At 68.9% G+C, this 25539-nt stretch carries 24 protein-coding genes; 6 read left to right on the forward strand and 18 right to left on the reverse strand.

Annotated features, from left to right (window positions below; all coding sequences use genetic code 11):
- The first annotated feature begins 61 nt into the window (after positions 1-61).
- Together SVA_RS17285 and SVA_RS17290 are read left to right on the forward strand one after the other, a co-directional pair.
- On the forward strand, positions 62-724 hold the full coding sequence (locus SVA_RS17285) for an SCO family protein (protein WP_096462392.1): 663 nt from the start codon (positions 62-64) through the stop codon (positions 722-724).
- A 13-nt stretch (positions 725-737) separates the two neighbouring features.
- On the forward strand, positions 738-2378 hold the full coding sequence (locus SVA_RS17290) for a cytochrome c/ABC transporter substrate-binding protein (RefSeq protein ID WP_096462393.1): 1641 nt from the start codon (positions 738-740) through the stop codon (positions 2376-2378).
- Between the two features lie 61 nt (positions 2379-2439).
- On the opposite strand, the gene gspD is transcribed toward SVA_RS17290, so the two are convergent.
- The 18 genes from gspD to SVA_RS17370 all read right to left on the reverse strand — a co-directional run bounded on the left by gspD (position 2440) and on the right by SVA_RS17370 (position 19987).
- On the reverse strand, positions 2440-4656 hold the full coding sequence (gspD, locus tag SVA_RS17295) for a type II secretion system secretin GspD (RefSeq protein WP_096462394.1): 2217 nt from the start codon (positions 4654-4656) through the stop codon (positions 2440-2442).
- Positions 4657-4703: 47 nt separating this feature from the next.
- Positions 4704-5309 carry a hypothetical protein gene (locus SVA_RS17300; RefSeq protein ID WP_096462395.1) on the reverse strand — a complete coding sequence of 202 codons (606 nt, stop codon included), beginning with the start codon at positions 5307-5309 and terminating at the stop codon, positions 4704-4706.
- Positions 5306-5887, reverse strand: a complete 582-nt coding sequence (gspM, locus tag SVA_RS17305) for a type II secretion system protein GspM (RefSeq protein ID WP_148665540.1) — start codon at positions 5885-5887, stop codon at positions 5306-5308. The genes SVA_RS17300 and gspM overlap by 4 nt, the downstream gene beginning before the upstream one ends.
- Positions 5884-6996 carry a PilN domain-containing protein gene (locus SVA_RS19600; RefSeq protein ID WP_148665541.1) on the reverse strand — a complete coding sequence of 371 codons (1113 nt, stop codon included), beginning with the start codon at positions 6994-6996 and terminating at the stop codon, positions 5884-5886. The genes gspM and SVA_RS19600 overlap by 4 nt, the downstream gene beginning before the upstream one ends.
- Positions 6987-7922 (reverse strand): type II secretion system minor pseudopilin, encoded by a 936-nt coding sequence (locus tag SVA_RS17310; protein WP_169924162.1) that lies wholly within the window; start codon positions 7920-7922, stop codon positions 6987-6989. The genes SVA_RS19600 and SVA_RS17310 overlap by 10 nt, the downstream gene beginning before the upstream one ends.
- The gene (locus SVA_RS17315) at positions 7919-8572 is read right to left on the reverse strand and encodes a prepilin-type N-terminal cleavage/methylation domain-containing protein (protein ID WP_096462397.1); all 654 of its coding nucleotides are present in this window, start codon (positions 8570-8572) and stop codon (positions 7919-7921) included. Before SVA_RS17315 ends, SVA_RS17310 begins: the two co-directional genes overlap by 4 nt.
- A complete protein-coding gene (locus SVA_RS17320) occupies positions 8569-8970 on the reverse strand; it encodes a prepilin-type N-terminal cleavage/methylation domain-containing protein (RefSeq protein ID WP_096462398.1) in 402 nt (133 codons plus the stop codon). Before SVA_RS17320 ends, SVA_RS17315 begins: the two co-directional genes overlap by 4 nt.
- Positions 8963-9397 (reverse strand): GspH/FimT family protein, encoded by a 435-nt coding sequence (locus tag SVA_RS20240; protein ID WP_096462399.1) that lies wholly within the window; start codon positions 9395-9397, stop codon positions 8963-8965. The genes SVA_RS17320 and SVA_RS20240 overlap by 8 nt, the downstream gene beginning before the upstream one ends.
- Positions 9398-9809: 412 nt before the next feature.
- Positions 9810-10259: a type II secretion system major pseudopilin GspG gene (gene gspG / locus SVA_RS17330; protein ID WP_096462400.1), complete on the reverse strand. Its 450-nt coding sequence runs from the start codon at positions 10257-10259 to the stop codon at positions 9810-9812.
- Positions 10260-10282: 23 nt separating this feature from the next.
- A complete protein-coding gene (locus tag SVA_RS17335; RefSeq protein ID WP_096462401.1) occupies positions 10283-11503 on the reverse strand; it encodes a type II secretion system F family protein in 1221 nt (406 codons plus the stop codon).
- A 3-nt stretch (positions 11504-11506) separates the two neighbouring features.
- Positions 11507-13231, reverse strand: coding sequence for a type II secretion system ATPase GspE (gene gspE / locus SVA_RS17340; RefSeq protein WP_420823894.1), 1725 nt, complete (start codon positions 13229-13231; stop codon positions 11507-11509).
- A gap of 333 nt (positions 13232-13564) precedes the next feature.
- Positions 13565-13741, reverse strand: a complete 177-nt coding sequence (locus SVA_RS19880; RefSeq protein WP_169923907.1) for a hypothetical protein — start codon at positions 13739-13741, stop codon at positions 13565-13567.
- A gap of 210 nt (positions 13742-13951) precedes the next feature.
- Positions 13952-15001: a hypothetical protein gene (locus SVA_RS17345; protein ID WP_096462403.1), complete on the reverse strand. Its 1050-nt coding sequence runs from the start codon at positions 14999-15001 to the stop codon at positions 13952-13954.
- Between the two features lie 136 nt (positions 15002-15137).
- On the reverse strand, positions 15138-15662 hold the full coding sequence (locus SVA_RS17350) for a hypothetical protein (RefSeq protein ID WP_096462404.1): 525 nt from the start codon (positions 15660-15662) through the stop codon (positions 15138-15140).
- Positions 15663-15767: 105 nt separating this feature from the next.
- On the reverse strand, positions 15768-16631 hold the full coding sequence (locus SVA_RS17355) for an IS3 family transposase (RefSeq protein ID WP_096462405.1): 864 nt from the start codon (positions 16629-16631) through the stop codon (positions 15768-15770).
- Positions 16628-16957 (reverse strand): transposase, encoded by a 330-nt coding sequence (locus tag SVA_RS17360; RefSeq protein WP_096462406.1) that lies wholly within the window; start codon positions 16955-16957, stop codon positions 16628-16630. The genes SVA_RS17355 and SVA_RS17360 overlap by 4 nt, the downstream gene beginning before the upstream one ends.
- 823 nt (positions 16958-17780) lie before the next feature.
- Positions 17781-18896: a PilT/PilU family type 4a pilus ATPase gene (locus tag SVA_RS17365; RefSeq protein ID WP_096462407.1), complete on the reverse strand. Its 1116-nt coding sequence runs from the start codon at positions 18894-18896 to the stop codon at positions 17781-17783.
- Complete coding sequence (locus tag SVA_RS17370) at positions 18893-19987, reverse strand: type IV pilus twitching motility protein PilT (protein ID WP_096462408.1); 1095 nt, start codon at positions 19985-19987, stop codon at positions 18893-18895. The genes SVA_RS17365 and SVA_RS17370 overlap by 4 nt, the downstream gene beginning before the upstream one ends.
- A 133-nt stretch (positions 19988-20120) precedes the next feature.
- On the opposite strand from SVA_RS17370, the gene proC reads away from it, so the two are divergent.
- The 4 genes from proC to SVA_RS17390 all read left to right on the forward strand — a co-directional run bounded on the left by proC (position 20121) and on the right by SVA_RS17390 (position 25445).
- The gene (proC, locus tag SVA_RS17375) at positions 20121-21038 is read left to right on the forward strand and encodes a pyrroline-5-carboxylate reductase (protein ID WP_096462409.1); all 918 of its coding nucleotides are present in this window, start codon (positions 20121-20123) and stop codon (positions 21036-21038) included.
- Positions 21035-21616 (forward strand): YggT family protein, encoded by a 582-nt coding sequence (locus SVA_RS17380; RefSeq protein ID WP_096462410.1) that lies wholly within the window; start codon positions 21035-21037, stop codon positions 21614-21616. The genes proC and SVA_RS17380 overlap by 4 nt, the downstream gene beginning before the upstream one ends.
- Positions 21617-21726: 110 nt before the next feature.
- On the forward strand, positions 21727-23685 hold the full coding sequence (locus tag SVA_RS17385) for a dynamin family protein (RefSeq protein ID WP_169924163.1): 1959 nt from the start codon (positions 21727-21729) through the stop codon (positions 23683-23685).
- A gap of 185 nt (positions 23686-23870) precedes the next feature.
- Complete coding sequence (locus SVA_RS17390; protein ID WP_096462412.1) at positions 23871-25445, forward strand: AmpG family muropeptide MFS transporter; 1575 nt, start codon at positions 23871-23873, stop codon at positions 25443-25445.
- The last annotated feature ends 94 nt before the right edge of the window (positions 25446-25539 follow it).

A 25539-nucleotide genomic window follows, 5' to 3' on the forward strand; every position in this document is an offset into this window, starting at 1 on the left:
ATGAACCTCGGCGGATCACGAGCCGGCCGGCGAACGAAGGGCCGGAGGAAGGGGGCGGTCGATGACGACGACGGGAGGACGCGCGGGCACGCGCGCAGGGCGGCACGCGGTCGCGGGCGCGCTTCTCGCGGCCACGCCGTTCCTCTGCGCCGCGGCGGGCGAACCGGTTTCCGGCGATGCGCACGCGCATCACGCCCATCTTCGGCACGACGCGCAGGCGCAGCGGGCGGGCAGCTATACCCGATCGGTGCACTTCTATCGGGTCCCCGACGTCACGCTCGTCGACATGGCCGGTTCCCGCGTCGCGCTGGCCTCGGCGCTCGACGCCGGGACACCCGTCTTCCTGAACTTCATCTTCACGAGCTGCGCGACGATCTGTCCCGTCATGAGCGCGACGTTCGGGCAGGTGCAGGAGCAGCTCGGCCCCGAGGGGGAGCAGGTCCGGATGATCTCCATTTCCATCGATCCCGAGCACGACACGCCGGAGCGGCTGCGCGCCTACGCGACCCGGCACCGCGCCGGCTCCCGATGGCGGTTCCTGACCGGCGAGGCCGCGGACATCGTCGCCGTGCAGAAGGCCTTCGACGCGTATCGCGGCGGCAAGATGGGTCACGAGCCGTTCACCTTCCTGCGCGCCTCGGCCGGCGGGCCCTGGGTCCGGCTCGACGGTCTCGGCAGCGCGACGGACCTCGTCGCCGAGTACCGGCGTCTCGTCGCGCGGTGACGGCGCCACGCCGATGTCCCGGCTCGCCGCCAGACAACCGGGCCTCGTCGCCGCTCTCGCGGCGGCGGGCGCGATCGCGGCCGGCTGCGTCATGGCGACGCGCGCGCACGGCGGCGAGCCGAACGCCCTCGGCGAACGCCTGTACCGCCAGGGCATTCTCGCCTCCGGCGAACCGGTGCGCGCCAGGCTGATCGGCGACGTACCGGCGCAGGGCGCGCAGCTCGTGTGCGCCGGCTGCCACGGGCGCAGCGGCCTCGGCTCGGGCGAGGGCCGGATCTTCATGCCGCCGGTCACAGGGACCATTCTCTACCGCCCGCGCGAGATCCGGCGCAAGCAGCTCTACGACGCGCGCACCCTGCGGCCGGCCTACACGGACGCGACGCTCGCGCGCGCGATCCGCGACGGCGTGGATCCCGCCGGCCGCCCGCTCGATCCCATGATGCCGCGCTACGCGTTGAGCGACGCCGATCTCGCCTCGCTCATCGCCTACCTCAAGACGCTTTCGTCGGCGCCGTCTCCCGGCGTCACGGAGTCGCACATCCGCTTCGCCACGGTGATCGCCGGAGAGGTAGCCGGCCGCGCGCGCAAGTCGGTGCTGGACGTGCTCGAAGCCTTCGTCGAATCGAAGAACGCCGACACCCGCCGCGAGACCACGCTCGCGCGCCGGAGCCCGTTCCACAAGGCGGCGCACTACGAGGCCTACCGCAAGTGGGCGCTGGACGTGTGGGAGCTCGAAGGTCCGCCCGATGCCTGGCCCGCCCAGCTCGAGGCGCACTACGCGCGCGAACCGGTGTTCGCGGTGATCGGCGGCGTCGGCGCCGGCTCCTGGGCGCCCGTACACGCCTTCTGCGAGCGCAACGAGGTGCCCTGCCTGCTCCCGAACACGGACCTGCCCGTCCTCGCGGAGCGCGACTTCTACACGCTGTACTTCACGCGCGGCATGGCGCTCGAGGCGGAGGTCCTCGCCCGGCACCTGGACGACCGGCGGCCCGCGGCCCCGATCGTGCAGGTCTATCGTGCCGAACCGCGCGGCGCGGCCGCGGCCGCCGCCCTGCGAAGCGCGCTCGCCTCCCGCGGCGCGCGCGCGCTCCGCGACGAGGTGATCGAGCCGGGCGAACCCGCGGGCCCGGCCCTCGGGCGGGCGCTGGCGAACGGGACGGGTCCGGCGCTCGTGCTGTGGCTCGACGACCGCGACCTGCCTCCCCTCGACCGCCTCGCCGGCGCCGAACGCGTCTACCTCTCGAGCACGCTCGCCGGCGGGCTGCCGCGCGAGATCCCCCGGGACCTCGACGGCAGGGTCTACGCGGTTCATCCCTACCATCTGCCGGAGGAAGCGGCGTCCCGTCTCCGGGCCATGGCCTCCTGGCTGCGCGGCAGGCGCGTGGCGGTCGGCGACGAGCGCCTGCAGGCGAACACGCTCTTCACGGCCAACCTCGTCGCGCAGGCGCTGAAGCACGTCCGCAGCAACTTCCACCGCGACTACTTCGTGCAACGCATCGAGCACATCTTCGACGGCATGGTGACGCCGGCCGCCTATCCGAAGGCGAGCCTCGGCCCGAACCAGCGCTACGCGTCGAAGGGCGCGTACCTCGTGCGCGCCGTGCGGAACGCGAACGGCGAGGTCGACGCCGAGAGCGAGTGGGTGGTGCCTTGAGCGCGCGATCGTGCGGCGGGCGCCACCCGCGCCCGTCGACGCGGCGTCCGACGGTCCGCCGTCACGGCCCTTTCTTGTCCGACTTGCCGAGCCAGTCCGGGAACGCGAGATTCTTCATGCGCTCGCGGATCTCGTCCGTCACCGCGCGCGCCTCGCCCTGATCCTTGATCGCCGTCGGCGTGATGACGACGATCAGCTCCGAGCGTTCGGCGACGTCGTCCTGCGACGCGAAGAGCCACCCGAGCAGCGGGATCCGGCGCAGCCCGGGGACGCCCGACTGCGCCCGCGACTTCCGGTCGCGGATCAGGCCGCCGAGGATGATCGTCTCGCCGCTCGAGACGGCCACGGTCGTATTGATGCGGCGCTGGTTGATCGTCGGCGAGTCGATGCCGGAGGAGGTCGTCACCTGGACGTCGTTGAACTCCTGGCGGATGTCCATGACCACCATGCCGCTGGCGTTGACCCGCGGCGTGACCTCGAGCAGCACGCCGGTATCGCGGTACTCGATGGTGCTCGCGATGATCGGCGTATCCCCGGTGGTCGCGATGCTCGCCGCCTCCGACGTGCGGATCGGCACCTGGTCCCCGACCCGGATCGTCGCCTTGTGGTTGTCGAGCACCATCATCGACGGCGACGACACGACCTTGAGCTTGGATTCGCTCGCGAGGGTGTTGAGCACCCCGCGCACGGCGTTGGCGGAGTCGATCAGGGTATAGGAGAAACCCGGCGCGAGCGCGGCGAGGCCGGGATCCCCGAGATCGAGTATCGCGCTCGTGCGCTTGTCGCCGTGCTGTCCCCGCAGGAACCACTCCACGCCGAGGCTCAGCGCGTCGGTCAGCTCGACGTCCACGATGGTGGCCTCGACGAGCACCTGTAGCGGCCAGGTATCGAGCTTGCGGATGGCCTGCTCGACCTTCGCGTAATCGGCCGCCGTCGCCCTCACGAGCAGCGCGTTGTTGGCTTCGTCGGCGATGATGGAGATGGCGCCGACCTCGAGGTCCCCCTCGGACGGGCGGCGGCGCGCGGGCGTGTCCTCGGTGCGCTTCGCCACGATGCGCTTCGCCGGCTCCGCGGCCGAAGCGGGCGGCGCGGCGGCCGGGAGGTCGGCGCCGGGACCGCGCATCGCGGCCGCGAGCTCGCTCTGGATCACCGCCGGCCTGGCGCCCGGGGCGAGCCGCGGCAGGCCCGTCGCGTCCGCGCCGGCCGGCGCGGTGCCGAAGAGCTGCCCGAGGAGCTCGGCGAGGTGCGCCGCGCGGCCGTTCTGCACGTAGTACACGTGCAGCCCCGTCGCCGCCGCTTCCTCCACGCGGTCGAGGCGCTCGATCCACACCTGCGCGTCCTGCAGGTACTTCTGCTGCGGCGTGATGACGAGCAGCGCGTTCAGCCGGTCGATGGGGATGAACCGGATCATCCCGGCCGCGCCCTCCGGGCCGTCGCCGAAGATCTCGTTGAGCTCGCCCGCGAGCGTTCCGGCGTCCACCGCGCCCAGCCGGAAGAGCCCGACCGACATGCCCTCCAGCTGATCGACGTCGAAGATCTCGATGGTCCTGAGCATCTGCCCGAGCTCGGCCTGCGTGCCGGCGAGGATCATGAGATTGCGGTGGCCGTCGAGCTGCACGACCGCGCTCGCGGCCTGCAGCGGCTTCAGGATCTTTTCCATTTCCCGCGCGGCAATGTAGCGCAGCGGCACGACCAGCACCTGGTAGCCCTTCTCGCCGAGCAGCCGCACGTTCGGGCTCGCCGCGCCCGCGAGGGCGGCGGCCTGCGGGACGATCTTGTAGAACCCTTCCGCCTGCACGAGCACGGCGCCCTGCGTGCGCAGCAGCGCCTCGAGCGTCGGGATGAGCGCGTCGCGCGCGACCGGCTTGCTCGTCTGCAGCGTCACCTGGCCCTTCACCTTCTCGTCGATCGTGTAGTTGAGCCCGAGGATATCGCCGAGGATCGCCTTCACCACTTCCTGCAGGTCCGTGCCCTTGAAGTTCAGCGTGTACTCGCCGGGCCCGGAGACGCCGGCCGGCGCCGGCGGCGCCTCGTCGGCGATGAACCGTCCCGTGCCCGTGTACAGCTCGGCCCGCGTCACCGGCGCGGACGCCGCACCCGCCGGCGGGCGCGGCGGTGTCGCCGCCTGCGCGGGACCCGCCGGCGCATCGACCTCCTGCGCGGCGGCGCTGCCTTTCGCGGGCACGGCGGGCTGCGGCGGCGCAGTCGCGCATCCGTTCACCGCGAGGAGTGCGGCGGTCGCCCACGACACCGGCCTGAGCTTCGTCGTCGTTGTCATCGTCTTGTCGTCGTTATTGTGCGTTTCCGCTCCCTCGAGCCCGCCGTTCAGCGCCGCCTTCGAGGGCCCCTGCGCCGGGGCTCGCCGGACGTCTTCGCCTGCTCCTTCGCCGCCGCCTGCGCCCCCGCGACGTGAGCGGCATCGGCGAGGGCCGGCGCCCGATCCTTCTTCTCGTACAACGCCAGCCGCTGGCGCGCGCCGCCGCGCCGGAAGACCACTCCGTCGGGATGGATCTCGTCGAGCAGCCACTCGCCGACCCTCGTGCCCCGCGCCAGGCGCACCGTCCGGGCCGGACTCTGGTCCTGAAAGATCGCGAACCGCGCGTCCGGCGCGATGACGACGCCGGTCAGCGTCAGCTGGCGCAGGTCGGCGGCGACCGCCGGCGTCGCGCTCTCTTCGATCGGCGGCGGACGGCGCGAGGCGTCGAACAGCGGGCGCTCCACGATCGCCGCGTAATGCTGCAAGGGCGCGAGCGCGGCGAGCTCGGCGGGCAACGCCACCGGTGCCGGGCCCGGCGCCCCGGCGACACCCGCTTCGGCCTGGGCGATGCCCGGCTCGGGAGAGATTTCGAGCGTGATCACCGCGAGCAGGCAGGCGCACAGCCCCGCGAGTCCGAGCCGCAGCGCGCCGACGCGTGCGAGCCGCGGGCTCATGCGGTCGGCCCCCGCGCGTAACCGGAGACGTCGAAGCTGATCGACAGCTCCTGCCCCGTCGTCCCGGGACCCGGCGCCCGCCGGGCCGCCGCCGGCTCGATCACGACGTTGTCGAGCACGAGGATCGGCCGGGACGACTCCAGCGCGTGCAGCACCTGCCGGAGGGATTCGATGCCGCCCCGCATGCGCACCTTGACCGTCACCTCGGCGAAGCCGTCGCCCGGCTGGCCGTTCGCCGCCTGCGTGCTGAGCAGCTCGCCCCGGGCGCGTTCCACCGCGCGCTTCACGATCCCCTGCACCTCGGCGGAGGCGAGCGCGGGCTTGCGCTCGGCCAGGGCGTAGCGCTTCGCGAGGTCGCGCCGCGTCAGCTGGTCGAGCGCCCGCTGGTTGGCCGCGCGCGTCGCGGCGAGCGCGCGGTACTGCCCGAGCCGGTGCGTGAGATCGGCGATCCGCTCGTCGTAGTGGCGGTACAGGCCGATCACGGGGGCGACGGCCGCGAGATAGCCGAGCGCCGCGGCGAGCGCGAGCAGCGCCAGCGCGGCGGCGCGGCTCTGCGCGGGTGTCAGGCGTTCGATCACGGTTGCCCCGACGGCACGGCGGTGGCGGACAGCACGAAGCGCTCCTGCTCGTTCCGGACGTCGCGCGTGACGCTCGCGTCGAAGCTCGCGTCCCGGAGCAACGCGGAGTGCTCGATCAGGGTGGCGAGACCGGAGGCATCGGCCGACTCGCCGCGCAGACGCACGCGTCCGTTGCTGAGCTCCAGACGGTTCAACCAGGTGCTGTCGGGCAGCAGGCGCGTGACCTCGTCGAGGACCTCGATCACGCTCGGCCGCGCGCGGCGCCTGCCGACGAGCGACTGCTCCTCCGCCACCCGCCGTTCCAGCTCCTTGCGCACCTCGCCCGCCGTCTGCGCCTCCTGCCGGGCCGCCGCCACTTCCCGCTCGAGCCTGGCCGCCGCGTTCAGCTTCTGCACGAACGGCAGCGCGACGGCGGTCGAGAGCAGGAACACGGCGAGGGTCGCGAGCGCCCGGTCCGGCCAGCCCTGTGCCCTCGCCCGCCGGGCTCTGCCCTCGATCGGAAGCAGGTTCATTCCGTCGCCGCCGACCGGGTCGTCGCCGACGTGCAGCGCCTTCGGCTCGAGCCCCTCCTGACGCAAGGCCGCAAGCAGCGGATCGACTTCCTTGCGCGTCACCAGCGCGAGCGCGGTGCGCAATTGGCGTCCGGCCGGGTCGCGGCCGAGGACCGCGAAGTCGTAGTACACCTGCTCCGCCCTGAACGGCGTGTGGCGATCCATCTCGAACGCCAGCACCTCGCGCAGGTTCTTCTCGGCGGCGAGCGGCAGCGTCAGCGTGCGACGGAGCACCCGCGTCGGCGGAACGTGCACGACGACGTCGTGCACGGGCGCGCCGCAGGCCGTCCTGATCGCCTCGCCGGCCGCGCCGGGGTCCACGGGCATCGCCAGCTCGGCGATCCGGCGGTCCCCCGCGGGCTCGGTCAGCGTGAAGACCGCGGTCGCCCCGTCGAACTCGACGCGCAGCACTCTCCCGCGGCCGCGCAGGCGCTCGCGCAGCCGGCGCGGCAGCAGCGCGAGGAGCTCCTTCGCCCACCACGCGAGGAACGCATCGAGCCGTGCGCGGAGGGAAGCGCACGCCGCTCTCGCCGCCCGATGGAGCCCTTTCAGCTCCATGCCGCTTCTCCCTCGCGCGGTACCGTTGCCGGGAAGAGCTCGTCGCCGTCCGCGCGCCACTGGAGGATCGTGAACGCCGCCCCACGATCCCGATGACGGACGGCGACGATCGCCGTAACGTGGGCCGTCACGCCGTTCGGCGCGCGCGCCTGGGCGTGAATCGCGCAGGTCGCGTTTCGCAGACGCGCCGCTGCCCGTCGGTCGCTTGCGGCGTCGTCGCCGCCCGCCGGCAAGGGCGGCCGCGCCGCGCCGACCGATTCGTCGGCGGCCGCGAGCGCGAGCCGCACGAGCGGCGACGCGAGCCGGGGGTCGACGTCGGGCCGGCGCGCGTGGACGGTCAGGGCCGGTTTCAGCCTGCGGTAGAGCGCCGGCGACATGCCGAGCACGAGCTGGAGCTCCTCGACGCTGTCGAAGTGCGCGTCCTTCGCGCCGTAGGCCATCCCGGCCGCCAGGTATTCCCGGTCCTCCGCGCCGTCCGGGCGCGTCAGGTCGTCCGCGTCGCGCCAGTCGAGAATCGCGGCCACCACCCGGCGACGCTCGCCCTCCGCCGACCCGACCGCCTGCAGCAGCCCGTCGAGCAGGCGGGCGCGCGCGAGGTTGAGATCCAGCTTGCCGGCCTCGTCCTCGATAACGACCCGTACGGTGCTGTGGCCGATCTCCCGCTCCGGGACGGCACCGTGCGCCGGTTCGCCCTCGCGCGCGAGCAGGGACAGGATGGCGAGGTGCAGCGCGCCTTCGGCCGCATGCCGCGCCTGGGCCTGCGCGAGCAGGTTCCCGGCCAGCCTGGCTTCGCCGCGCACGGTCGCGGATACCGCGCCCGCGACGATGGCGAGGAGCGCGACCACCCACAACACGGCGATCAACGCGATCCCGCGATGGTGGCCGCCGGCCGGCGGACCTTTCCGTTTTGCGGTTGCGACGCTCACGGCGGCACGCTCGCCTTGGGCGCCATCGTCAGCTCCTCCCGCACGTCCGCTCCCGCGCGCTCGAACCGCAGCCGCAACCGCACGAGGCGCGGCAGCTCGTCCTCGCGATCCCATCGCGAAACCCACTGCGGCGGCGGCCGATCGGGCTCCGCGCGACCGAGGTAGTCGAACTCCGCTTCCCGGAGCCCCTCGACGAGGACGAGGCTCTCGGGCGCCGCCGGATCGAAGCGGTCCCACTCTTCCGTCTGGAACAGCTCGGTCCGGAGGATCAGCCGGCTCGTACCCCGGTCCTCCGCCACTTCCACCGTGAACCAATACATTCCGCCGGGCCCGACGTGGGCCGGCAGGGGGCTGACGAACCGGAGCAGGCGGCGCTCGCCGGCGAAGCCGACGCGCGCCTCGCCGTCCGCTGCGAGAAACGCGAGCGGTTGCGCCTGCTCCAGCTGCCGCCGGAGGAACAGCTGAGCGAGTCGCGCGTCGTGCGCCGCCGTCGTTCGTTCTTCGATCGCCTCCCAGGCGCGCGGCCCCAGCCACAGCGCGCTCGCGAGCAGCGTCATCGCGGCGCCGAGCACCGCGAGCGCGACCAGGAGCTCGACGAGCGTGAACCCTTCCGCCCGCCCGGTTGCGATCGGCCCGCCGCGCGCGCTCATGCGCCGGACCCCAGACGCACGGTGGTGAGGGCGATCGAACGCGTTTCGTGCTCAGGGCCCCATCGCACTTCGAGCGTGACCTGGTATGGGACGAGCGCCGGCGGGGCGCCGGCATCGTGAACGACCATAAGCTCGACGCGCCGGCGCCAGCGGTATCGCCCCTCGATGGTGCCCGCGTCGGTTCCCGGACGCAGGGCGGCGCCGTCGATCTCGGCGAGCTTGGAGTCCGCGAGCATGACGGCGCGATCGTGCTCCGCGACGAGCGTCGCGCGGCGCGCGGCCGAGGCGAAAACCGGGTAGAGCGCGCCGAGCGCGAGCGCGAGGAGGGCGAGCGCCACCACGACCTCGAGCAGCGAGAACCCGGCAGCGCGCCTTCCCTGTCCGGCCGCTTCAGTCATGGATCGTCACCCGACCGGTGAGCCAGGCCACGTCGACGACGTAGGCGCGATTGCGCGCCGCCAGGGTGATCCGCCCGCCCGTGGAGCTGCCGTCGGGAAAAAAGCGAATCGACCCCGCGTCCCGGCTCGTCACCTCGCTTTGCGCGGTGTAGAGGCGGAGATCGAGGCGCGACACCAGACGGTGCGTCCGCTCCTGGCCCGTCACCCGCCAGGTGCGCGCCTCGACGTCGAGCAGCAATGCCACGTCGCGATGCTCGGCGATCGCCCGCCCGCGGGCGTGGCGAAGCGCGGAGGCCAGGGTGCGCGCGCCGGCCTTCAGCTCCGCGAGCGCCACGGCGCCCGAGAGGGCCGGCGCCACGAGCGCCGCGACCGAAGCGGCGAGCACGAGCACGACGAGCAGCTCGAGCAGGGTGAACCCGCTCTCCATGAACCGCGTAGCGAACCCACTCCCCCTCCCCCCTCGTGGGGGGCGAGCCGGAGATCGGCGAACGATCCACCGGATCGTTCGCCCGGCGAGCGGGCGACCAGGGGTGAGGCGGAGGTTTCGAGAAAGCCCGGTGGGCTTTCTCGCCGCCGAACGGCCGTGCCACGGATGGCATGGCCTGGACTTGCGAGCGAAGCGGGACGCGGAGCGCAGCAAGGCCGGGCTGGGGAATATCGAAGCCGCGAGAGGGGCGCCGGGGATGGCAGGCATCGCGGAGGTGAATCCGCGGGTCTTTCCCGCGGAGCGGGAAGCGCAGCGGGAAAGGCAAGGGGAGAGGGGGTGCCGAACGAAGCGGCACCGGCCCGGTTCACGGCTCGTGTGCGGGTCCGCGCGGCACGGCAGGCTTTGCGCCCGGTTACTTCCAGCTCGCGACATCGGCGTTCTCCCCTTCGCCGCCTTCGACGTTGTCGGCGCCGAACGTGTAGAGGTCGTAAGGCCCGTGCTCCCCCGGCGCGCGGTAGCGATACTCGCGGCCCCACGGATCCTTCGGCAGCACCGGCTTGCGCAGGTACGGGCCGTTCCATCCCTCGAGGCCCGCCGGCTTCTCGACGAGCAGCGCGAGCCCCTGTGCCGTCGTCGGATACGCGCCCGTCTCCAGCCGGTACACGTCGAGCGCGGTCGCGAGCTCCTCGATCTGCACGTGCGCCGTCTTGGTCTTCGATGCCCCCACGTGCTTCATCACCTGCGGACCGACGAGGCCGGCGAGCAGGCTGAGGATCACGAGCACCACGAGCAGCTCGAGCAATGTGAAGCCGCGCGGACCCGCGCCTTCGTGCGCATTCTTCGACGACCGCCTCGTTCGCATGTCTCTGTCTCCGTGCCTGGCCGCTACAGCGGAAGCTCGTTGACGCTCACGATCGCGACGAGGATCGACATGATCACCCCCGCGATCACGACGCCCAGCCCGACGATCAGGACCGGCTCGAGCAGGGCGAGCAACCGCTGCGTCGCGGAGGCGACCTCGCCGTCGTAGAGATCGGCGATGCGCAGCAGCATGTCGTCGAGCCGCCCGGTCTCCTCGCCGACCCGGATCATCTGCAGCCCGAGCGCGGGAAAGAGCCCCGTGCTCATCAGCGGTTCGACCAGGCTGCGTCCTGCCTTCAGGGTCTCGGCGGCCGGCTCGAGCGTCTCCGCGAGCACGCGGTTGCCGAGGATCTCCTTCACGATGCCGAGGCCGGCGAGCAGCGGCACGCCGCTCGCGAGCAGCGTCCCGAGGCTGCGGCTGAACCGCGCCATTTCCATCTTCGTGATCAGATCGCCCACGACCGGCGCCTGCAGCACCATGCGATCCCACCGGTAGCGGCCCGCGGGCCGCCGGAGCCGCCGCCGGATCACGACGGCGAGGACCGCCATGGCGACGACGAGCAGCCCCCCGTAGCTCCGGAGCCACTCGGCCGCCCCGATGACGATGCGCGTCGGCAGCGGCAGCGCGCGCCCCGCGTCGGCGAAAAGCTGCGTGAACTGCGGCACGACGTAGGTCAGGATGATCAGCAGCGAGACGCCCGCGACCGTGACGAGGATGGCCGGGTAGATGAGGGCGGAGACGACGCTCTCCCGGAGCGCCCGGCTGCGTTCGAGGTAGTGCAGCAGGCTCGCGAGACCCTGGTCGAGCCGCCCGGCCGCCTCGGCGGCGCGGACCATGCTCACGTAGAAACGCGAAAAGGTGCGGGGGTGCGCCGCGAGCGCGTCGGACAGGGCCGCGCCGCCGCGCACCGCCTGCTGGATGTCGGCGGCGAGCTCGCGCGGCGCGCCGTCGCCCGCCGCGTCGATCATGATGGCGAGCGCCCGGTCGAGCGGGAGCCCGGCATGCAGCAGCGAGGACAGCTCCTGCGTGAAGGCGGCGAGATCGCGCCGGCCGATCCGCCGCGCTCCGGCACGCCGGCGCGTCCACAACGCGGCCAGCGCGCCGCCGTCCGCGGGGCTCGCGCGGATCGGCACGCTGCCCGCTTCCTGCAGCCGCGCGATCACCGCGGCCCGATCCGACGCCTCCATCTCGCCCTGGACCAGCTCGCCGCCGACGGTCACCGCCTCGTAGCAGTAGCGCGGCATCGCTCAGGCCTCGCACGTCACGCGCAGGACCTCCTCGATCGAGGTCACGCCGGCGAGCGCCTTGCGCAGGCCGTCCTCGTACATCGTGCGCATGCCCTCCTCGCGGGCGGCGCGCTGGATCTCCGTCGCCTGCGCGTGGCTCAGCACCAGCCGCCGGATGCGGTCGCTCATCGCCATGAGCTCGAGCACGGCCGTGCGCCCGCGGTAACCGGTGCCGTTGCACGCCGGGCACCCGCTCGGCCGAAATAGCGCGACGGGGTCTCCTTCGGCCACGCGCTCGAGGCCCGTCCGGCGCAGCGTCTCGGACAGCGGCTCGTACCGTGCGCGGCAGCGGTCGCAGAGCACGCGCACCAGCCGCTGCGCGACGACCGCATTGACCGTCGACGTGAGGAGGTAGTCTTCCACGCCCATCTCGAGCAGGCGCGTCACGCTGCTCGCCGCGTCGTTGGTATGCAGCGTGGAGAGCACGAGATGGCCGGTGAGCGCCGACTGCACGCAGATGCGCGCGGTTTCGAGGTCGCGCATCTCGCCCACGAGGATGACGTCGGGATCCTGGCGCACGATGGACCTCAGCGCGCCGGCGAAAGTCAGACCGATCGCCGGGCGGACCGGGATCTGGTTGACGCCCTCGATCTCGTACTCGACCGGGTCCTCGACCGTGATGATCTTGCGCTGGGCGGTGTTCAGCCGGCTGACGGCCGTGTAGAGGGTGGTCGTCTTGCCGCTGCCGGTCGGCCCGGTGACGAGCACCATGCCGTGGGGAAGCGCGAGTACGTCGGCGAAGCGCGAGAGCTCCGCGTCCGCGAACCCCAACGCGCCCAGATCGAGCGCGACGCTATCCTGGTTCAACAGGCGCAACACCACGCTCTCGCCGTGCAGGGTCGGCACCGTCGACACGCGCAGGTCGAGCTCCTTGCCTTGCACGCTCAGCCGGATGCGACCGTCCTGCGGCAGGCGCCGCTCGGCGATGTTGAGGTTCGCCATGATCTTGACGCGGGAGATCACGGCGGCGGTCAGGTGCGCCGGCGGTGCTTCCGCGTCCTGCAGCACGCCGTCCACGCGGTAACGGACCTTGAGGCGGCTGGCGAAGGGCTCGATGTGGATGTCCGAGGCGCCGATTTCGGTCGCGCGCCGGATGAGGAGGCTCACGAGCCGTATCACCGGCGCCTCGCTCGCGAGATCCTTGAGCTGCTCGACGTCCTGCTCGGCGGCTGCCTCGCCCGTCGCGACCTGCTCGAGGATCTGCCCCATGCGCGACTTGCCCGCGCCGTGGATCCGCTCGATGGCCGCCTCGATCTCGGAGGACAGACCCACCCGGCGCTCCACCGGCCGGCCGCACGCCACGGCGAACGCCGAGGCGACGTAGTCGTCCTGGGGATCGGCCATCGCGAGGACGACCTTCTCGTCGTCCTCCGCGACCGGCACGACCAGGTTCTCCCTCAGGAACCGCGCGGACACCGGCGTACTCAGCGCGCTGACGTCGGGGTAATCCGACGAGGCGACGACGCGCAGGCCGAGGAGGTCGGCCAGCGCCTCCGCCGCATCCCGCTCGGAAACGACCCCGAGCTTGACGACGAGGCGCGAGAGCGGCTCGGGGTTCTCCTGTCCGTCGCGGATCCGCGCGACGCGCGCCCGATCCAGCTCCCGCAGCTTGCCGCGCGCCACCAGCAGATCCGGCAGACGCTCGTCCGGCGGCGCATCGGGCCTGACTTCGCGCTGATCGAGCATACCGGATGGACCGTTCATACCCCCGCTCGCGACTCCGTGATCCGGGGCGGACGGCCGACGGAAAGGCCGCGCCGCTCCAGGGACGCGAGGCCTACGCTAGACGATCCAGCCGGGACTAGAGGTAGGTGAACAGGGAATCCGGCGGGAGGGAAAGGCAGTATCCGGCGCGGACCGGCGCGGTGGTCGCTTACTTAAGCGGTGGTGGCTTACTTAATATGGTACGGACGCGCGCCGGCCGGTCCTTTGCGAGCGCGCGACGACCCGGAATTCCCCGCGGAGGGCGTCGGTTCGCGATGGCGGCCGGTCTGCATCGCGCGCAGCCGATGCCGGCGCTTACTTATAAGTCACGTTCCGAAGCGTGTCGCCCAGCTCGCGGTTCTTGGAGTCCTTGCTCTCGAGCTTGATGCGCAGGCGCACGTCGTTGACCGAGTCGGCGTTGCGCAGGGCGTCGTCGTAGGAGATGAGGTCGGCCTGGAACAGGTTGAACAGCGACTGCCCGGTCTTCGTCATCCTGATAGTCTTTGTCGAGATCGGGATGCGCCCTCTGGACGAGCGCAAATGTGTCGTGCAGTGATCGCGGGCGGCTTCCAGACCGTTGCGGCAGGTGGCATCCGCGGCGGCCATGGAGCAGGCGGTCAAGCTGAGAAGCAAAGGGCGGCTCGATCAGCTCGAGCTCGACGATGTCTCCGGCGACGTGGGTATGGCGATGACAGCTAATCGTTAGTTCTTCCCACTGATACGCTTTTCGACGTACTTAATGTCGAAATCGAGGACACGGGCGGCGAGCTTGTCGATCAAACCGGGTTTCTTAACCTTGTCGCCGTCCCCATCGTCGTCTTCGTCGTCTTCCTTGTCGACATCGCCATGCTCTCTCTTGAGCACATGGCGGAGGTCTTTGAGGTGGTCCTTCAACGCCTTGGTGTTATTGATTTTGGCGGCATCGATGGCGGCTTGTAGGCCACGATCGAGTTGGGAGGCAAAGACGGGATCGACCAGTTTCATAGAAACCAAATCTTGGTTTACGTGCTTTTGTAGGCCGGTCAAAGTGAGGGCCGGATCGAAGGGCTGGCCGACGGGGATTTTGGGGACGGCAGCGAAACGAGGAATGTGGTTGTTCTTTTCGATTTCCTCCATTTGGTCACCTACCACACCGACCGGATAATGGCCGAGCCATTCCGTTGTTGGCGCGGCACCCGAGATTTTCACAAGGGCAATACCCGGTAAATCTGAGCTTTCCAAAGAAAGACCCGCTAGGCTTTTCCCGGGCGCGAGTCCGCTCAAATATTCTCCACCGAAGTAGGTCCAAGAAAGAATCAAGTTAGGCCCCTGAGAAGGGGGCTGTGGAATTGCGTGGGCCTCCCAGCGTTGAGGGGCTTCTAGGCTACCGGGCGTCACGTTGCTGACCAGAGTGATGAGCTGATCTATGTTTTGTTTGCTTCCGACTCCATTCTTAACCTTGTAACTGTAGCGAATCCCATTGCTGTCTCTACTGTCCTTGAATTTGGACTTCAACGTAGAGTCAATTTTGGTGGCGGGGACGAAAATGACCTCGGCAAAAAACCCTTGACTGCCTTTGTAGGTAACCGTGTAATCGCCCGTCTCCGGGTTCAATACCACCCCTTCCTGCCAATCGCGGTATACATGGTCGATGTACTTGCCCGTGAGCGGATCACGGACGGTTCCTTCGCCTTGTTCTGCCCGGGCGTTGTTCACGCACATCGCAAGCGACAACCCGACGCTGAAAATTCCAAAAATCTTGTTCAAGGACATTGTGGTATCCCTCCCATCAGACGGACGTGGTAGTGACGTAAGTCGTATCTCGTGTTTCCATTTTTATCCCACGGGATTTCGAATTTCGCAAACGCTCCCACTATTCCTGCTAACCGTTCAAACTCCACCCGAACGCTCAGTATTGATGGAATCGCCCCCAACGCATCATCGGGGTATCGCCTATCGGCACAAAGTACTGAGAGTTTCCTAACGGCAAGAGATTTTTCACTCCCACCCAAACCTGCTTCGGCCCCTCCTGTGTGCAGTTCTTGCCGTCGGTGCACTCGGCTTTGATGGTGTGATCGCCGGCGAGGGCCGGGGCCTTGAACGTGAAGTGAACGCCGCTCGAGCCGGTGTTGCCGGTCAGGATCTTGCCGCTCTGCGTCACTGTTCCCGTGCTCGGGCTTACGGGGGCGAGCGTGCCCATGTGCTGGGTATGGCGCACCGCATCATCGTGCTCATGTCCGCCGCTTCTGGGCGTGACGTCGACCTCGATTTTGAGAGGCACATTGGGGACAAGTTGGTCATTCTGGTCGTACACACGCGCGATCACCGTCGACGTGTTTCCCGGCTCGACCGAGGAGAGCACGTCCGGTGACTCCGGGCTCTGCGCCCCCGCGGTAAGCCGGATGCGGAATTGCTGGTCAATGCAGCGGACCATCGTACAGTAGCCCGGGTAGGCATAAAGGGGCGTGTCTTCGCCGGTTTCGGGATTACGGCAGAACGGGGTCAGCCTGAGCTGGCCCGCCTTCCCCGGACACGTTAGTTAAGCATCCACCCATTCTCGCTCGACTGCCTCTGGCGTGCGATAGCCGAGCGATTGGTGGATGCGCCTTCGGTTGTAGAAGAGCTCGATGTAATCGAAGATCGCCGCCCGCGCGTGGTCCCGCGTCGGGAAGTCGCAGTGGTGGACGAGCTCGTTCTTGAGGTTGGAGAAGAAGCTCTCCGCCACCGCGTTGTCGTAGGCGCTCTTGCGTCCGCTCATGCTGCGACGGATGCCCCGGGCATGCAGTTGCTCGAGGTAGGCGCGCGCGGAGTACGGCGAGCCGCGGTCGGTGTGGTGGATGAGCCCGGGCCGCGGCTTTCGTTGATCGAGCGCCATGGCGAGCGCCGCCTGGCCCAAGGCCTGACTGGGCTGGGTGTCCATGGCCCAGCCGACGACGCGACGCGAGTAAAGATCAAGGAGCACCGCCAGGTGCAGGAAGCCCTCGCGCGTGCGGACGAACGTCATGTCGCCCACCCAGACGGCATTGGGCACGGGGGCGTTGAAGCGCCGCTCCAGCAGGTCCGGAGCCGCCTGCGGGGTGCGGTGGTGCTCGGTGATGACCCGGAAGCGCCGTTTGCGTTTGGCCTCGATCCCCGCCGCTTGGCGCAGGCGTGCCACGCGGTGCTTGCCGCAGGCGATACCCCGTTCCTTGAGCGCGAACCAGGTCTTGAGCGCCCCATAGGCTTCCCGGTGCTCCTGGTGCACCCGGCGGATCTCGGCCAGGAGAGCGAGATTCGCTCGTGCCCGAGGGCTCGGGCCGCGGTGGCGCCACTCGTAAAAGCCGCTGCGCGAGACCTTAAGGGCCCGGCACATCGCGGCCACCCGGAACTCCCGGGCATGGTCTTCCATAAACGCGTACTTCACGGCAGGTCCTTCGCAAAGTACGCGGCTGCCTTTTTTAAAATGTCACGCTCCTCGGTCAGGCGCTTCAGTTCTTGCTCGAGGCGCTCGATCTCGCTCGCCTGATCGAGTAGAGGCCGGCCTGGACCGCGGAAGGCGTTATCGCCGCCCTTCTGCCTAAGCTGCTCCTGCCACTTGTAGAGCTGGTTGCGCTGGATGCCGAGCTCGAGGGCGAGCTGCGCCGCCGGCTTTTGGCCGAGCTCTAAAAGGCGTACGGCCTCGAGCTTGAACTCCTTCGGGAAGCGGTTGCGCTTGCGTTCGGGGTTGAGCTTCTTATTGTGTTTTTCCAACTGACACCTCCTCGGGTATTGTCTACCTTCAAAGGTGTCCGGGGAATCAGGGGCAGTTCAGCCGGAGATAGTCGTAACATCCTCCGGATACCACACCGTTCCTGATCTGGGATGGATAGGCACACACCGGGGAACCATAGGGATCGACTGCCACGACGGCCCCGGGAGCGTAGTTCGGCCGGTTCGCACAGATCTCGGCCTGCGAGAGCTGGAGGGAGGCGGTCCTCCAATCATAAGTCCCCCCACCGCAGCTGCTCCCGCTGGTCGCCCAACCGTAGCTCGTCGGATACCGAACGATTTCGATGCGTTCGCAATCGGCGAAACTGCTCTGGGCTGCAAACAAAAGAAGCGGTAGTAGGGAACAAATCGTCCATTTGCGCCACGCTTCAAGCTTTTTTCTGCCCCTGCGCATAACCCCTCCCCACTTTGTTGTTTTCAGTCAATTCGAACTGCGGATCGAAGACCATCTTTCGGCGTCTCGATGGCGGGAATCGCGAGCACACTGACTTCGTTGTACGGCCCGGCCGCACCTATACCGGGCATGCGGCGGCATCGCATGCGCGACTGTCACGGCCTCCCGCACTCGACTGCTGATAGCGCTCCTTGGCCCGCGAAGTCGCCTCAGACTCCCGGCGGGGTGTGCAAGAGGGATGCCGGCTGGCCGGGCTCGTGAGATTGTCGAGTCGGAACAAAGGGCTGACGCGACCGAGTCTCGTCGGCGCGGCAATCGAAAGGGTCGCTGCTCGTCACCCGCATGACGAAGCGGGTCGCATGCGGACGGGTAACCGAGATCGATTCTAGGCGCCGGAATCAGCGCGCGAGTCTACTTGTACGTCACGTTCCGAAGCGTGTCGCCCAGCTCGCGGTTCTTGGAGTCCTTGCTCTCGAGCTTGATGCGCAGGCGCACGTCGTTGACCGAGTCGGCGTTGCGCAGGGCGTCGTCGTAGGAGATGAGGTCGGCCTCGAAGAGGGTGAACAGCGACTGGTCGAACGTCTGCATGCCCGCCTCGGGCGACTTCGCCATGAGGTCCTTCAGGCCCGGGATGTTGCCTTCCATGATCATGTCGGACACGAGCGGAGTGTTGATGAGTACCTCGACCGCCGGCACGCGGCCCTTGCCGCTCTTCGTGGGGATCAGGCGCTGCGAGATGATCGCCTTGAGGTTGAGCGCGAGGTCCATGAGCAGCTGGTTGCGCTTCTCCTCGGGAAAGAAGTTGATGATGCGGTCCAGGGCCTGGTTCGCGTTGTTCGCGTGCAGGGTCGACATGCACAGGTGACCGGTCTCCGCGAACTGCACGCCGAGGTCCATGGCCTCGCGCGAGCGGATCTCGCCGATCAGGATCACGTCGGGCGCCTGGCGCATCGCGTTCTTGAGCGCCACCTCGTAGGACTCGGTGTCCACCCCCACCTCGCGCTGCGTGATGATGCAGTTCTTGTGCTGGTGCACGTACTCGATCGGGTCCTCGACCGTGAGGATGTGGCCGTAGCTGTACTCGTTGCGGTAGCCGATCATCGCCGCGAGCGAGGTCGATTTGCCCGAGCCCGTGCCGCCGACGAAGAGCACGAGACCGCGCTTCGTGAGCGCCACGTCGGCCAGCACCTTGGGCAGGTTCAGGTCGTCGAAGCGCGGGATGTCGGTGTTGATCGTGCGCAGCACCATGCCGACGCGCTGCTGCTGCATGAAGACGTTGACGCGAAAGCGTCCGATCTCCTGGGGCGCGATCGCGAAGTTGCACTCGCTGTGCTCCTCGAACTGCCGGCGCTGCTCCTCGTTCATGATGCCGTAGGCGAACGCGCGCGACTGCTCCGGCGTGAGCGCCTGCTTGGTCACGGGCATGAGCTTGCCGTCGACCTTCATCGACGGCGGCACGCCGGCCGTGATGAAGAGGTCCGAGCCCCTCTTGTGCTTCATGAGCTTGAGGAGATCGGCGAAGTTCATGCCGGCTTCGCCCCCGCGGCGGCGCCGCCGGCCTTGGCGCCCGCCATCGCGCTGGCGCCGAAGGACTCCTTGTTGACCGCCATCGTGCGCGCGTCGTCGACGTGCACCTGGCGCGTGCGCACCAGCTCCTGCAGGCACTGGTCGAGCGTCTGCATGCCGAACTGCTGGCCGGTCTGGATCGACGAGTACATCTGCGCGATCTTGCCCTCGCGGATCAGGTTCCGGATCGCCGGCGTGCCGATCATGATCTCGTGCGCCGCAACGCGCCCGCCGCCGACCTTCTTGAGCAGCGTCTGGGAGATGACGGCGCGCAGGCTCTCCGAGAGCATCGCGCGCACCATGTCCTTCTCGGCCGCCGGGAACACGTCGATGATACGGTCGATGGTCTTCGCCGCCGACGACGTGTGCAGGGTGCCGAAGACGAGGTGGCCCGTCTCGGCCGCGGTGAGCGCGAGCCGGATGGTCTCGAGATCGCGCATTTCGCCGACCAGGATGCTGTCCGGGTCCTCGCGCAACGAGGCGCGCAGCGCGTTGTTGAAGCCGAGCGTGTCCCGCCCGACCTCGCGCTGGTTGATGAGGCAGTTCTTGCTCGTGTGCACGAACTCGATCGGGTCCTCGATCGTGAGGATGTGCTCGTGCTCGGTCTCGTTGATGTGGTTGATCATCGCCGCGAGCGTGGTCGACTTGCCCGAGCCCGTCGGCCCCGTCACGAGCACGAGCCCGCGCGGCTGGTCGCAGATCTTCTTGAAGATCTCGGGGGCATTGAGCTGCTCGAGGGTCAGCACCTTCGAAGGAATCGTCCGGAACACGGCCCCGGGTCCGCGCTGCTGGTTGAAGGCGTTGACGCGGAAGCGCGCGATCCCCGGCAGCTCGAAGGAGAAGTCGCATTCGAGGAATTCCTCGAAGTCCTTCTGCTGCTTGTCCGACATGATGTCGTACACCATGTTGTGGACGGTCCGGTCGTCCAGGGGATCGACGTTGATGCGCTTGATCTCCCCGTCCACGCGCAGCAGCGGCGGCAGGCCGGACGACAGATGCAGGTCCGAGGCGTTCTGTTTGAAGGCAAACGCCAGCAGTTCGGCGATATCCATGGGCTCCCGGCGGCGTGGCTCTGTTTCAGGAAGGCACTGCTTTCTCGCTTAATTTCTAGTCCATGACGGCAGGGTATGCAACGCGGCGCCGCTTCCGTACGTCTGCGCCCCGCTTTAAACTGGCGACCAGCCCATGCCCGCCCGGAAAGCCAAGAACCGGGTCCGCGCCGTGAAGACGCCGCGCCGGACCTCGCAAAAAAAACCCGCCCGGCGTCGCACGGCGCGGCAGCCGCTCGTCGGCTTCATCGGCGCCGGCAACATGGCGCGCAGCCTCGCCGGCGGCCTGCTCAAGAACGGCTGGGCCCGCAACCGCCTGATCCTCGCCGACCCCGATTCCGCCCAGCGGTCGGCGGTCGAGAAGGTCCTCAAGCTCAAGACCTACGCGACCAACAACGACGTGGCCGCCCGCGCCGACATCCTGGTGCTGGCGGTGAAGCCGCAGGTGCTGCGCGCGGCGGCGCTCGAGCTCACGCAGGCGGTGCAGCGCCGGCGGCCGCTCGTGATCTCGGTCGCCGCGGGGGTACGCCTCGCCGACCTCGAGCGCTGGCTCGGGGGCGGCCTGCCCGTCGTGCGGGTGATGCCGAACACCGCGGCGTTGATCGGCTCCGGCGCGGCCGGCCTGTACGCCAACCCGCGCGTCGCGCCCGAACAGCGCAACCAGGCGGAGTCGATCCTGCGCTCGGTCGGCGTCACGGTGTGGCTGGCTGACGAATCCCTGCTCGACGTGGTGACCGCCGTTTCCGGCAGCGGACCGGCCTACTTCTTCCGCGTGATGGAGGCGCTCGAACGCGCGGCCATCGCCGGGGGGCTGGACGCGGCGACCGCCCGGCTGCTCACCCTCGAGACCGCCTTCGGGGCGGCCAAGATGGCCCTCGAGGGGGGCGAGGAGCCGGCGGTGCTGCGCGCCCGCGTCACCTCTCCCGGCGGAACGACCGAGCAGGCGCTGGGGGTCCTCGAGTCGGGCGGCATCGAGACGCTCTTTCACCAGGCGGTCAGGGCGGCGACCCGGCGCGCGCGCGAGCTCGCCGAAATGTTCGGGAAGGGCGCATGAGCTATTTCAGCCAGGCCGGGCTGTACCTGATCCAGGTCGTCTTCGGCTTCTACATCCTGCTGGTCCTGCTCCGGTTCCTCTTCCAGCTGGCCCGCGCCGACTTCTACAACCCGATCTCGCAGTTCATCGTCACGCTCACCCAACCGCCGCTCGGCTTCCTGCGGCGGATCGTCCCGGGGATCGGCGGGATCGACCTCGCCTCGGTCGTGCTGCTCGTCGCGCTGCAGGCGGCCGAGCTGTGGCTGATCCACGGGCTGATCCAGGGGGTGTCGATCAACGGCGCCGGCCTGATCGTGCTCGCCGTGGCGCGGCTGCTGCAGCTCACGGTGTACGTCTATATCGTCGCCGTGCTCATCCGGGTGATCCTGTCCTGGGTCAACCCGTACGGCACGCGCCACCCGGTCGGCGAGCTGCTGAACGACCTCACCGATCCGCTGCTCGTGCCGGCGCGGCGCCTGATCCCGCCGATCTCGGGACTCGATCTTTCGCCCATCGCCGTCTTCGTCCTGCTGCAGCTCACCCTGATTCTGCTCGTCCGCCCCCTCGAGGACGCCGGCATCGCGCTCATGCTTCGCTGACGTCGCGCTCGCGCGTGCGTGATCTATATTTTCTGGCACGCTTTGCAGCTATGAAGCTCTAGCTTTTAATCAAGATCGGCCGTTAAACTCATGTTTCAATGGCCTGTCCGATGATCGGCGTACAACCACTAAAAGATCGCCCGGCGCTGGCCGTCAATGCGTTCGGCCGGCGGCTGTCGGAGTACCGCAGCTGGCGGGAAGAGCTGGCCTCCATCATCAACGAGTACCAGGGCTGGGTCGAAAGCCAGGGGCTCGGGAGCGGGGAGGACGATCTCAAGGTCTACGAGCTGATCGACGCGCTCAAGTCCGACAGGCTCACGGTCGCCCTGGTCGGCGAGTTCTCCCGGGGCAAGACCGAGCTGATCAACGCGATCTTCTTCGCCGAGTACCGCCAGCGGCTCCTCCCCTCGGACGCCGGGCGCACGACCATGTGCCCGATGGAGCTCCTGCACGACGAGAAACAGCCGCCCTCGGTGCGCCTGCTGCCCATCGAGACGCGCCAGTCCTCGCTCACCATCGCCGAGCTCAAGCGCACGCCCACCCACTGGACCGTGCTGCCCCTCGACACGTCGAGCCCGAAGAAGATGGCGGAGACCTTCGCCCAGATCGTCCAGACGCGCACCGTCCCGATTCGCGAGGCCGAGAACCTGGGGCTCTACAACGCCCAGGCGCCGGGCGCCGCCGTCCCGAGCGACGGCAAGGTGCAGATCCCGGTCTGGCGCCACGCGATCGTCAACTTTCCCCACCCGCTGCTCAAGCAGGGGCTGGTGGTCCTCGATACCCCGGGGCTGAACTCGCTCGGCACGGAGCCGGAGCTGACGATGAGCATGCTGCCGTCGGCGCACGCGGTGCTCTTCGTCCTCGCCGCCGACACCGGGGTGACCAAATCCGACCTCGACGTCTGGACGAACCACGTGTGCGTCGCCAAGCACGCGGCGAGCGAGGGACGGCTCGTCGTGCTCAACAAGGTCGACGCGCTCTGGGACGAGCTGCGCTCGGACGAGAGCATCTCCGCCACGCTGAACCGCCAGATCGAGGAGACGGCCCGCGCGCTCGGCGTCTCGCGCGCCCAGATCTTCCCGGTCTCCGCGCAGAAGGGGCTGCTGGGCAAGGTCAAGGCGGACCATGCGCTCATCGCCCGCAGCGGCCTCGACGCCCTGGAGGCGAAGCTGTCGAGCGACATCGTCGAGGCCAAGCAGGCGCTCCTGCGCGCGAAGATCGCGCGCGAGATCGGCGCGATCGTCGACAACACGCGCGCCATGATCGAGGCCCGCCTCGCCGCCGTGGACGCGCAGCTCGCCGAGCTCAAGGGCCTCTCCGGCAAGAGCCAGGACGCGATCCAGCAGATGATCAACCGCATGCGCGAGGAGAAGGCCGCCTACGACAAGACGCTGGCGAGCTTCCAGGCGACCCGCGCGGTGCTGTCCGAGCAGACGAAGGTGCTGCTCGATTACCTGAGCGTCGAGGCGTTCGACACGCTCATGGCGCGCACGCGCACGGCGATGAAGGAGTCCTGGACCACCCAGGGTCTCAAGGCCGGCATGAAGACGCTGTTCGACGGCGCGACCGAGACCATGGAGAAGGCGCACCGCCAGGCCCAGCAGATCGTCGGGCTCGTCAACGCGGTCTACGGCAAGTTCCACGCGGACCACGGCCTCGCCCGGATCAAGCCGGTCGATTTCTCGCTCGCGCCCTTCCGCAGCCAGATCCAGCGCCTCTACGACGAGGCCGACGCCTTCCGCAAGAGCCCGGTCATGGTCATGACCGAGGCGCACTTCGTGATCAAGAAGTTCTTCATCACCCTCGCCTCGCGCGCCCGCCTCGTGTACACCGAATGCAACGCGGCCGCGCGCGACTGGGGCAAGGCGATCATGGCGCCGATCCTCTCGCAGGTGCGGGAGCACAAGATCATGATGGACCAGCGGCTCGAGAACCTGAAACGCGTGCACGAGAACCTCGACAACGTCACCGGCCGCATCGCGGACGTCGAGGCGACCAAGCAGAACCTCGAGAACCAGCTCATGATCATCCGCAACATGATGCGCAAGGTCGGGCAGCCGCTGCACTGACAGTACATTGAGAAACGCCATCCACGGCGTTCAACACGCTCGCCGCGGCCCGGTCCGACCGCGCGCCGCCCCGCTCCCCGCCCTCGTCGTCCGTCTCCGCTCTTTCCCCTGTCCGTGCCACGCGACAACGCTATACTTCGCGCCATTCCTTCGTATGACTGGCCCTTGAGCGACCGCCGCGCCCCATGACCGCGAAGATCCCCGCCTGGCGGGCGGTGTGGCTCGCGCTCCGGAGCTGGCGCACGGCCGCCGTCTCGCTCCTGTCCTTCTCCTCCGGCCTCCCCTTGGGCCTCGTCTGGATCGCGATCCCCACCTGGCTCGCGCGCGAGGGCGTCGACATCAAGATCATCGGGCTCTTCACGCTCGCGCAGGCGCCGTGGAGCTTCAAGTTCCTGTGGTCCCCGCTCATGGACCGCTATGCGCTGCCGATCCCGAAACTCGGGCGCAAGCTCGGCTGGACGCTGGCGATGCAGGTGGCGCTGCTCGCGCTGACCTTCGTGCTCGGCGACGTCGCCCGCCACCCGGATGCGATCTGGATCGTCGGCAGCCTGACCCTCGCGATCGCCTTCGCCTCGGCGAGCCAGGACATCGCGATCGACGCGTACGCGGTGGAGGTGCTCAGGCCGAACGAGCAGGGCGTGGCCGTGGGCGCCCGCATCGCGATCTACCGCGCGGCCATGTTCGTCGCCGGCGGCCTCGCGATCACGCTCGCCGGTATGTGGTCCTGGCCGTTCGTGTTCACGCTGATCGCGCTCCTGTACGCGCCGATGCTCTTCGTGACGCTGTTCGCGCCGCGCTCGGAGGCCGACCGGCTGCACGCGCCCCCGAGCCTGCGCGCGGCCGTGTGGGAACCATTCGTGGGCTTCCTCGCCAAGGCCCGGGCGCTCGAGCTCCTCGGCTTCGTCGTGCTCTACAAGCTCGCCGACAACCTCGCCGGCGCGCTGGTGCGGCCCTTCCTGGTGCAGGTGGGCTTCGACGACTTCGACGTGGGGGTGGCGACCGCGACGATCGGGCTCGTCGCGACTCTGGTGGGCACCTTCCTCGGCGGCGTGCTGACGACCGCGATGGGCCTCGGCCACGCCCTCTGGGTGTTCGGCGGCCTGCAGATCGCCTCGAACCTCGGCTACGTGCTGATCGCCATGGTCGGCGTGGACCGACCGCTCATGTACGCCGCCATGGGCTTCGAGAGCATCACGACCGGAATGGGCACCGGGGCGTTCAGCGTGCTGCTGCTGCGCATGACCATGAAGCAGTTCTCGGCGACGCAGTACGCACTCTTCTCGAGCCTGTTCGCGCTGCCGCGCATCCTCGCCGGACCGGTCACCGGGGTGATGGTCGACGCCATGGGCTGGCGCGACTTCTTCCTCTTCACGATCGCGATCGGCATCCCGGGGCTGCTGATGCTGCACCGCTTCTCGCCCCTCGGCGTGCGCGACCCCGAGCTCGAGGCGCTCGCGGACATCAGGCCGCGGATACTGACACGAGGCGATCTCGTCCGGCGCGGCGCCTTAGGCGGCCTCGTCGCCCTCGTCATCGGCGCGTTCTCGGTCGCCGCGCTCGACGCCTTCAAGCGCATGCGCGCCCTCCCCGACGCCGGCTTCGACCTCATCGCCCCGCTTACCCACCTGCTCGTCCCGACCACGGTCTCCGACTGGCTGAGCGCCGTCGGCGTCCTTCTCTTCGGCTTCACGATCGCGCTCGCGACGGCCGCGACCGCCGCCGCGCGCTCGAAGAAGGTCGAAGGGAAAAGCAAATTTTGAATGTTGAATGCTCAATGTTGAATTGAAGTGCGCGCGGCGCGCGCCTCATCAATTCAACATTCACAATTGAACATTCAATATTGGCGCTTCGCGC

This window comes from Sulfurifustis variabilis (genome assembly GCF_002355415.1).
In the GTDB taxonomy this organism is placed as follows: domain Bacteria; phylum Pseudomonadota; class Gammaproteobacteria; order Acidiferrobacterales; family Sulfurifustaceae; genus Sulfurifustis; species Sulfurifustis variabilis.

Bases quoted from the DNA above. Each gene is read 5' to 3' on its own strand.
- SVA_RS17315 (WP_096462397.1), bottom strand. From the start codon at position 8,572: ATGAGCGCGCGCGGCGGGCCGATCGCAACCGGGCGGGCGGAAGGGTTC.
- SVA_RS17345 (WP_096462403.1), bottom strand. From the start codon at position 15,001: ATGTCCTTGAACAAGATTTTTGGAATTTTCAGCGTCGGGTTGTCGCTT.
- SVA_RS17285 (WP_096462392.1), top strand. From the start codon at position 62: ATGACGACGACGGGAGGACGCGCGGGCACGCGCGCAGGGCGGCACGCG.
- SVA_RS17350 (WP_096462404.1), bottom strand. From the start codon at position 15,662: ATGGTCCGCTGCATTGACCAGCAATTCCGCATCCGGCTTACCGCGGGG.
- SVA_RS17320 (WP_096462398.1), bottom strand. From the start codon at position 8,970: ATGACTGAAGCGGCCGGACAGGGAAGGCGCGCTGCCGGGTTCTCGCTG.
- gspE (WP_420823894.1), bottom strand. From the start codon at position 13,231: ATGCTCGATCAGCGCGAAGTCAGGCCCGATGCGCCGCCGGACGAGCGT.
- gspD (WP_096462394.1), bottom strand. From the start codon at position 4,656: ATGACAACGACGACGAAGCTCAGGCCGGTGTCGTGGGCGACCGCCGCA.
- SVA_RS20240 (WP_096462399.1), bottom strand. From the start codon at position 9,397: ATGGAGAGCGGGTTCACCCTGCTCGAGCTGCTCGTCGTGCTCGTGCTC.
- SVA_RS17300 (WP_096462395.1), bottom strand. From the start codon at position 5,309: ATGAGCCCGCGGCTCGCACGCGTCGGCGCGCTGCGGCTCGGACTCGCG.
- proC (WP_096462409.1), top strand. From the start codon at position 20,121: ATGCCCGCCCGGAAAGCCAAGAACCGGGTCCGCGCCGTGAAGACGCCG.
- SVA_RS19880 (WP_169923907.1), bottom strand. From the start codon at position 13,741: ATGACGAAGACCGGGCAGTCGCTGTTCAACCTGTTCCAGGCCGACCTC.
- SVA_RS17335 (WP_096462401.1), bottom strand. From the start codon at position 11,503: ATGCCGCGCTACTGCTACGAGGCGGTGACCGTCGGCGGCGAGCTGGTC.
- gspG (WP_096462400.1), bottom strand. From the start codon at position 10,259: ATGCGAACGAGGCGGTCGTCGAAGAATGCGCACGAAGGCGCGGGTCCG.
- SVA_RS17290 (WP_096462393.1), top strand. From the start codon at position 738: ATGTCCCGGCTCGCCGCCAGACAACCGGGCCTCGTCGCCGCTCTCGCG.
- SVA_RS17370 (WP_096462408.1), bottom strand. From the start codon at position 19,987: ATGGATATCGCCGAACTGCTGGCGTTTGCCTTCAAACAGAACGCCTCG.
- SVA_RS17390 (WP_096462412.1), top strand. From the start codon at position 23,871: ATGACCGCGAAGATCCCCGCCTGGCGGGCGGTGTGGCTCGCGCTCCGG.
- SVA_RS17380 (WP_096462410.1), top strand. From the start codon at position 21,035: ATGAGCTATTTCAGCCAGGCCGGGCTGTACCTGATCCAGGTCGTCTTC.
- SVA_RS17385 (WP_169924163.1), top strand. From the start codon at position 21,727: ATGATCGGCGTACAACCACTAAAAGATCGCCCGGCGCTGGCCGTCAAT.
- SVA_RS19600 (WP_148665541.1), bottom strand. From the start codon at position 6,996: ATGGAGCTGAAAGGGCTCCATCGGGCGGCGAGAGCGGCGTGCGCTTCC.
- SVA_RS17365 (WP_096462407.1), bottom strand. From the start codon at position 18,896: ATGAACTTCGCCGATCTCCTCAAGCTCATGAAGCACAAGAGGGGCTCG.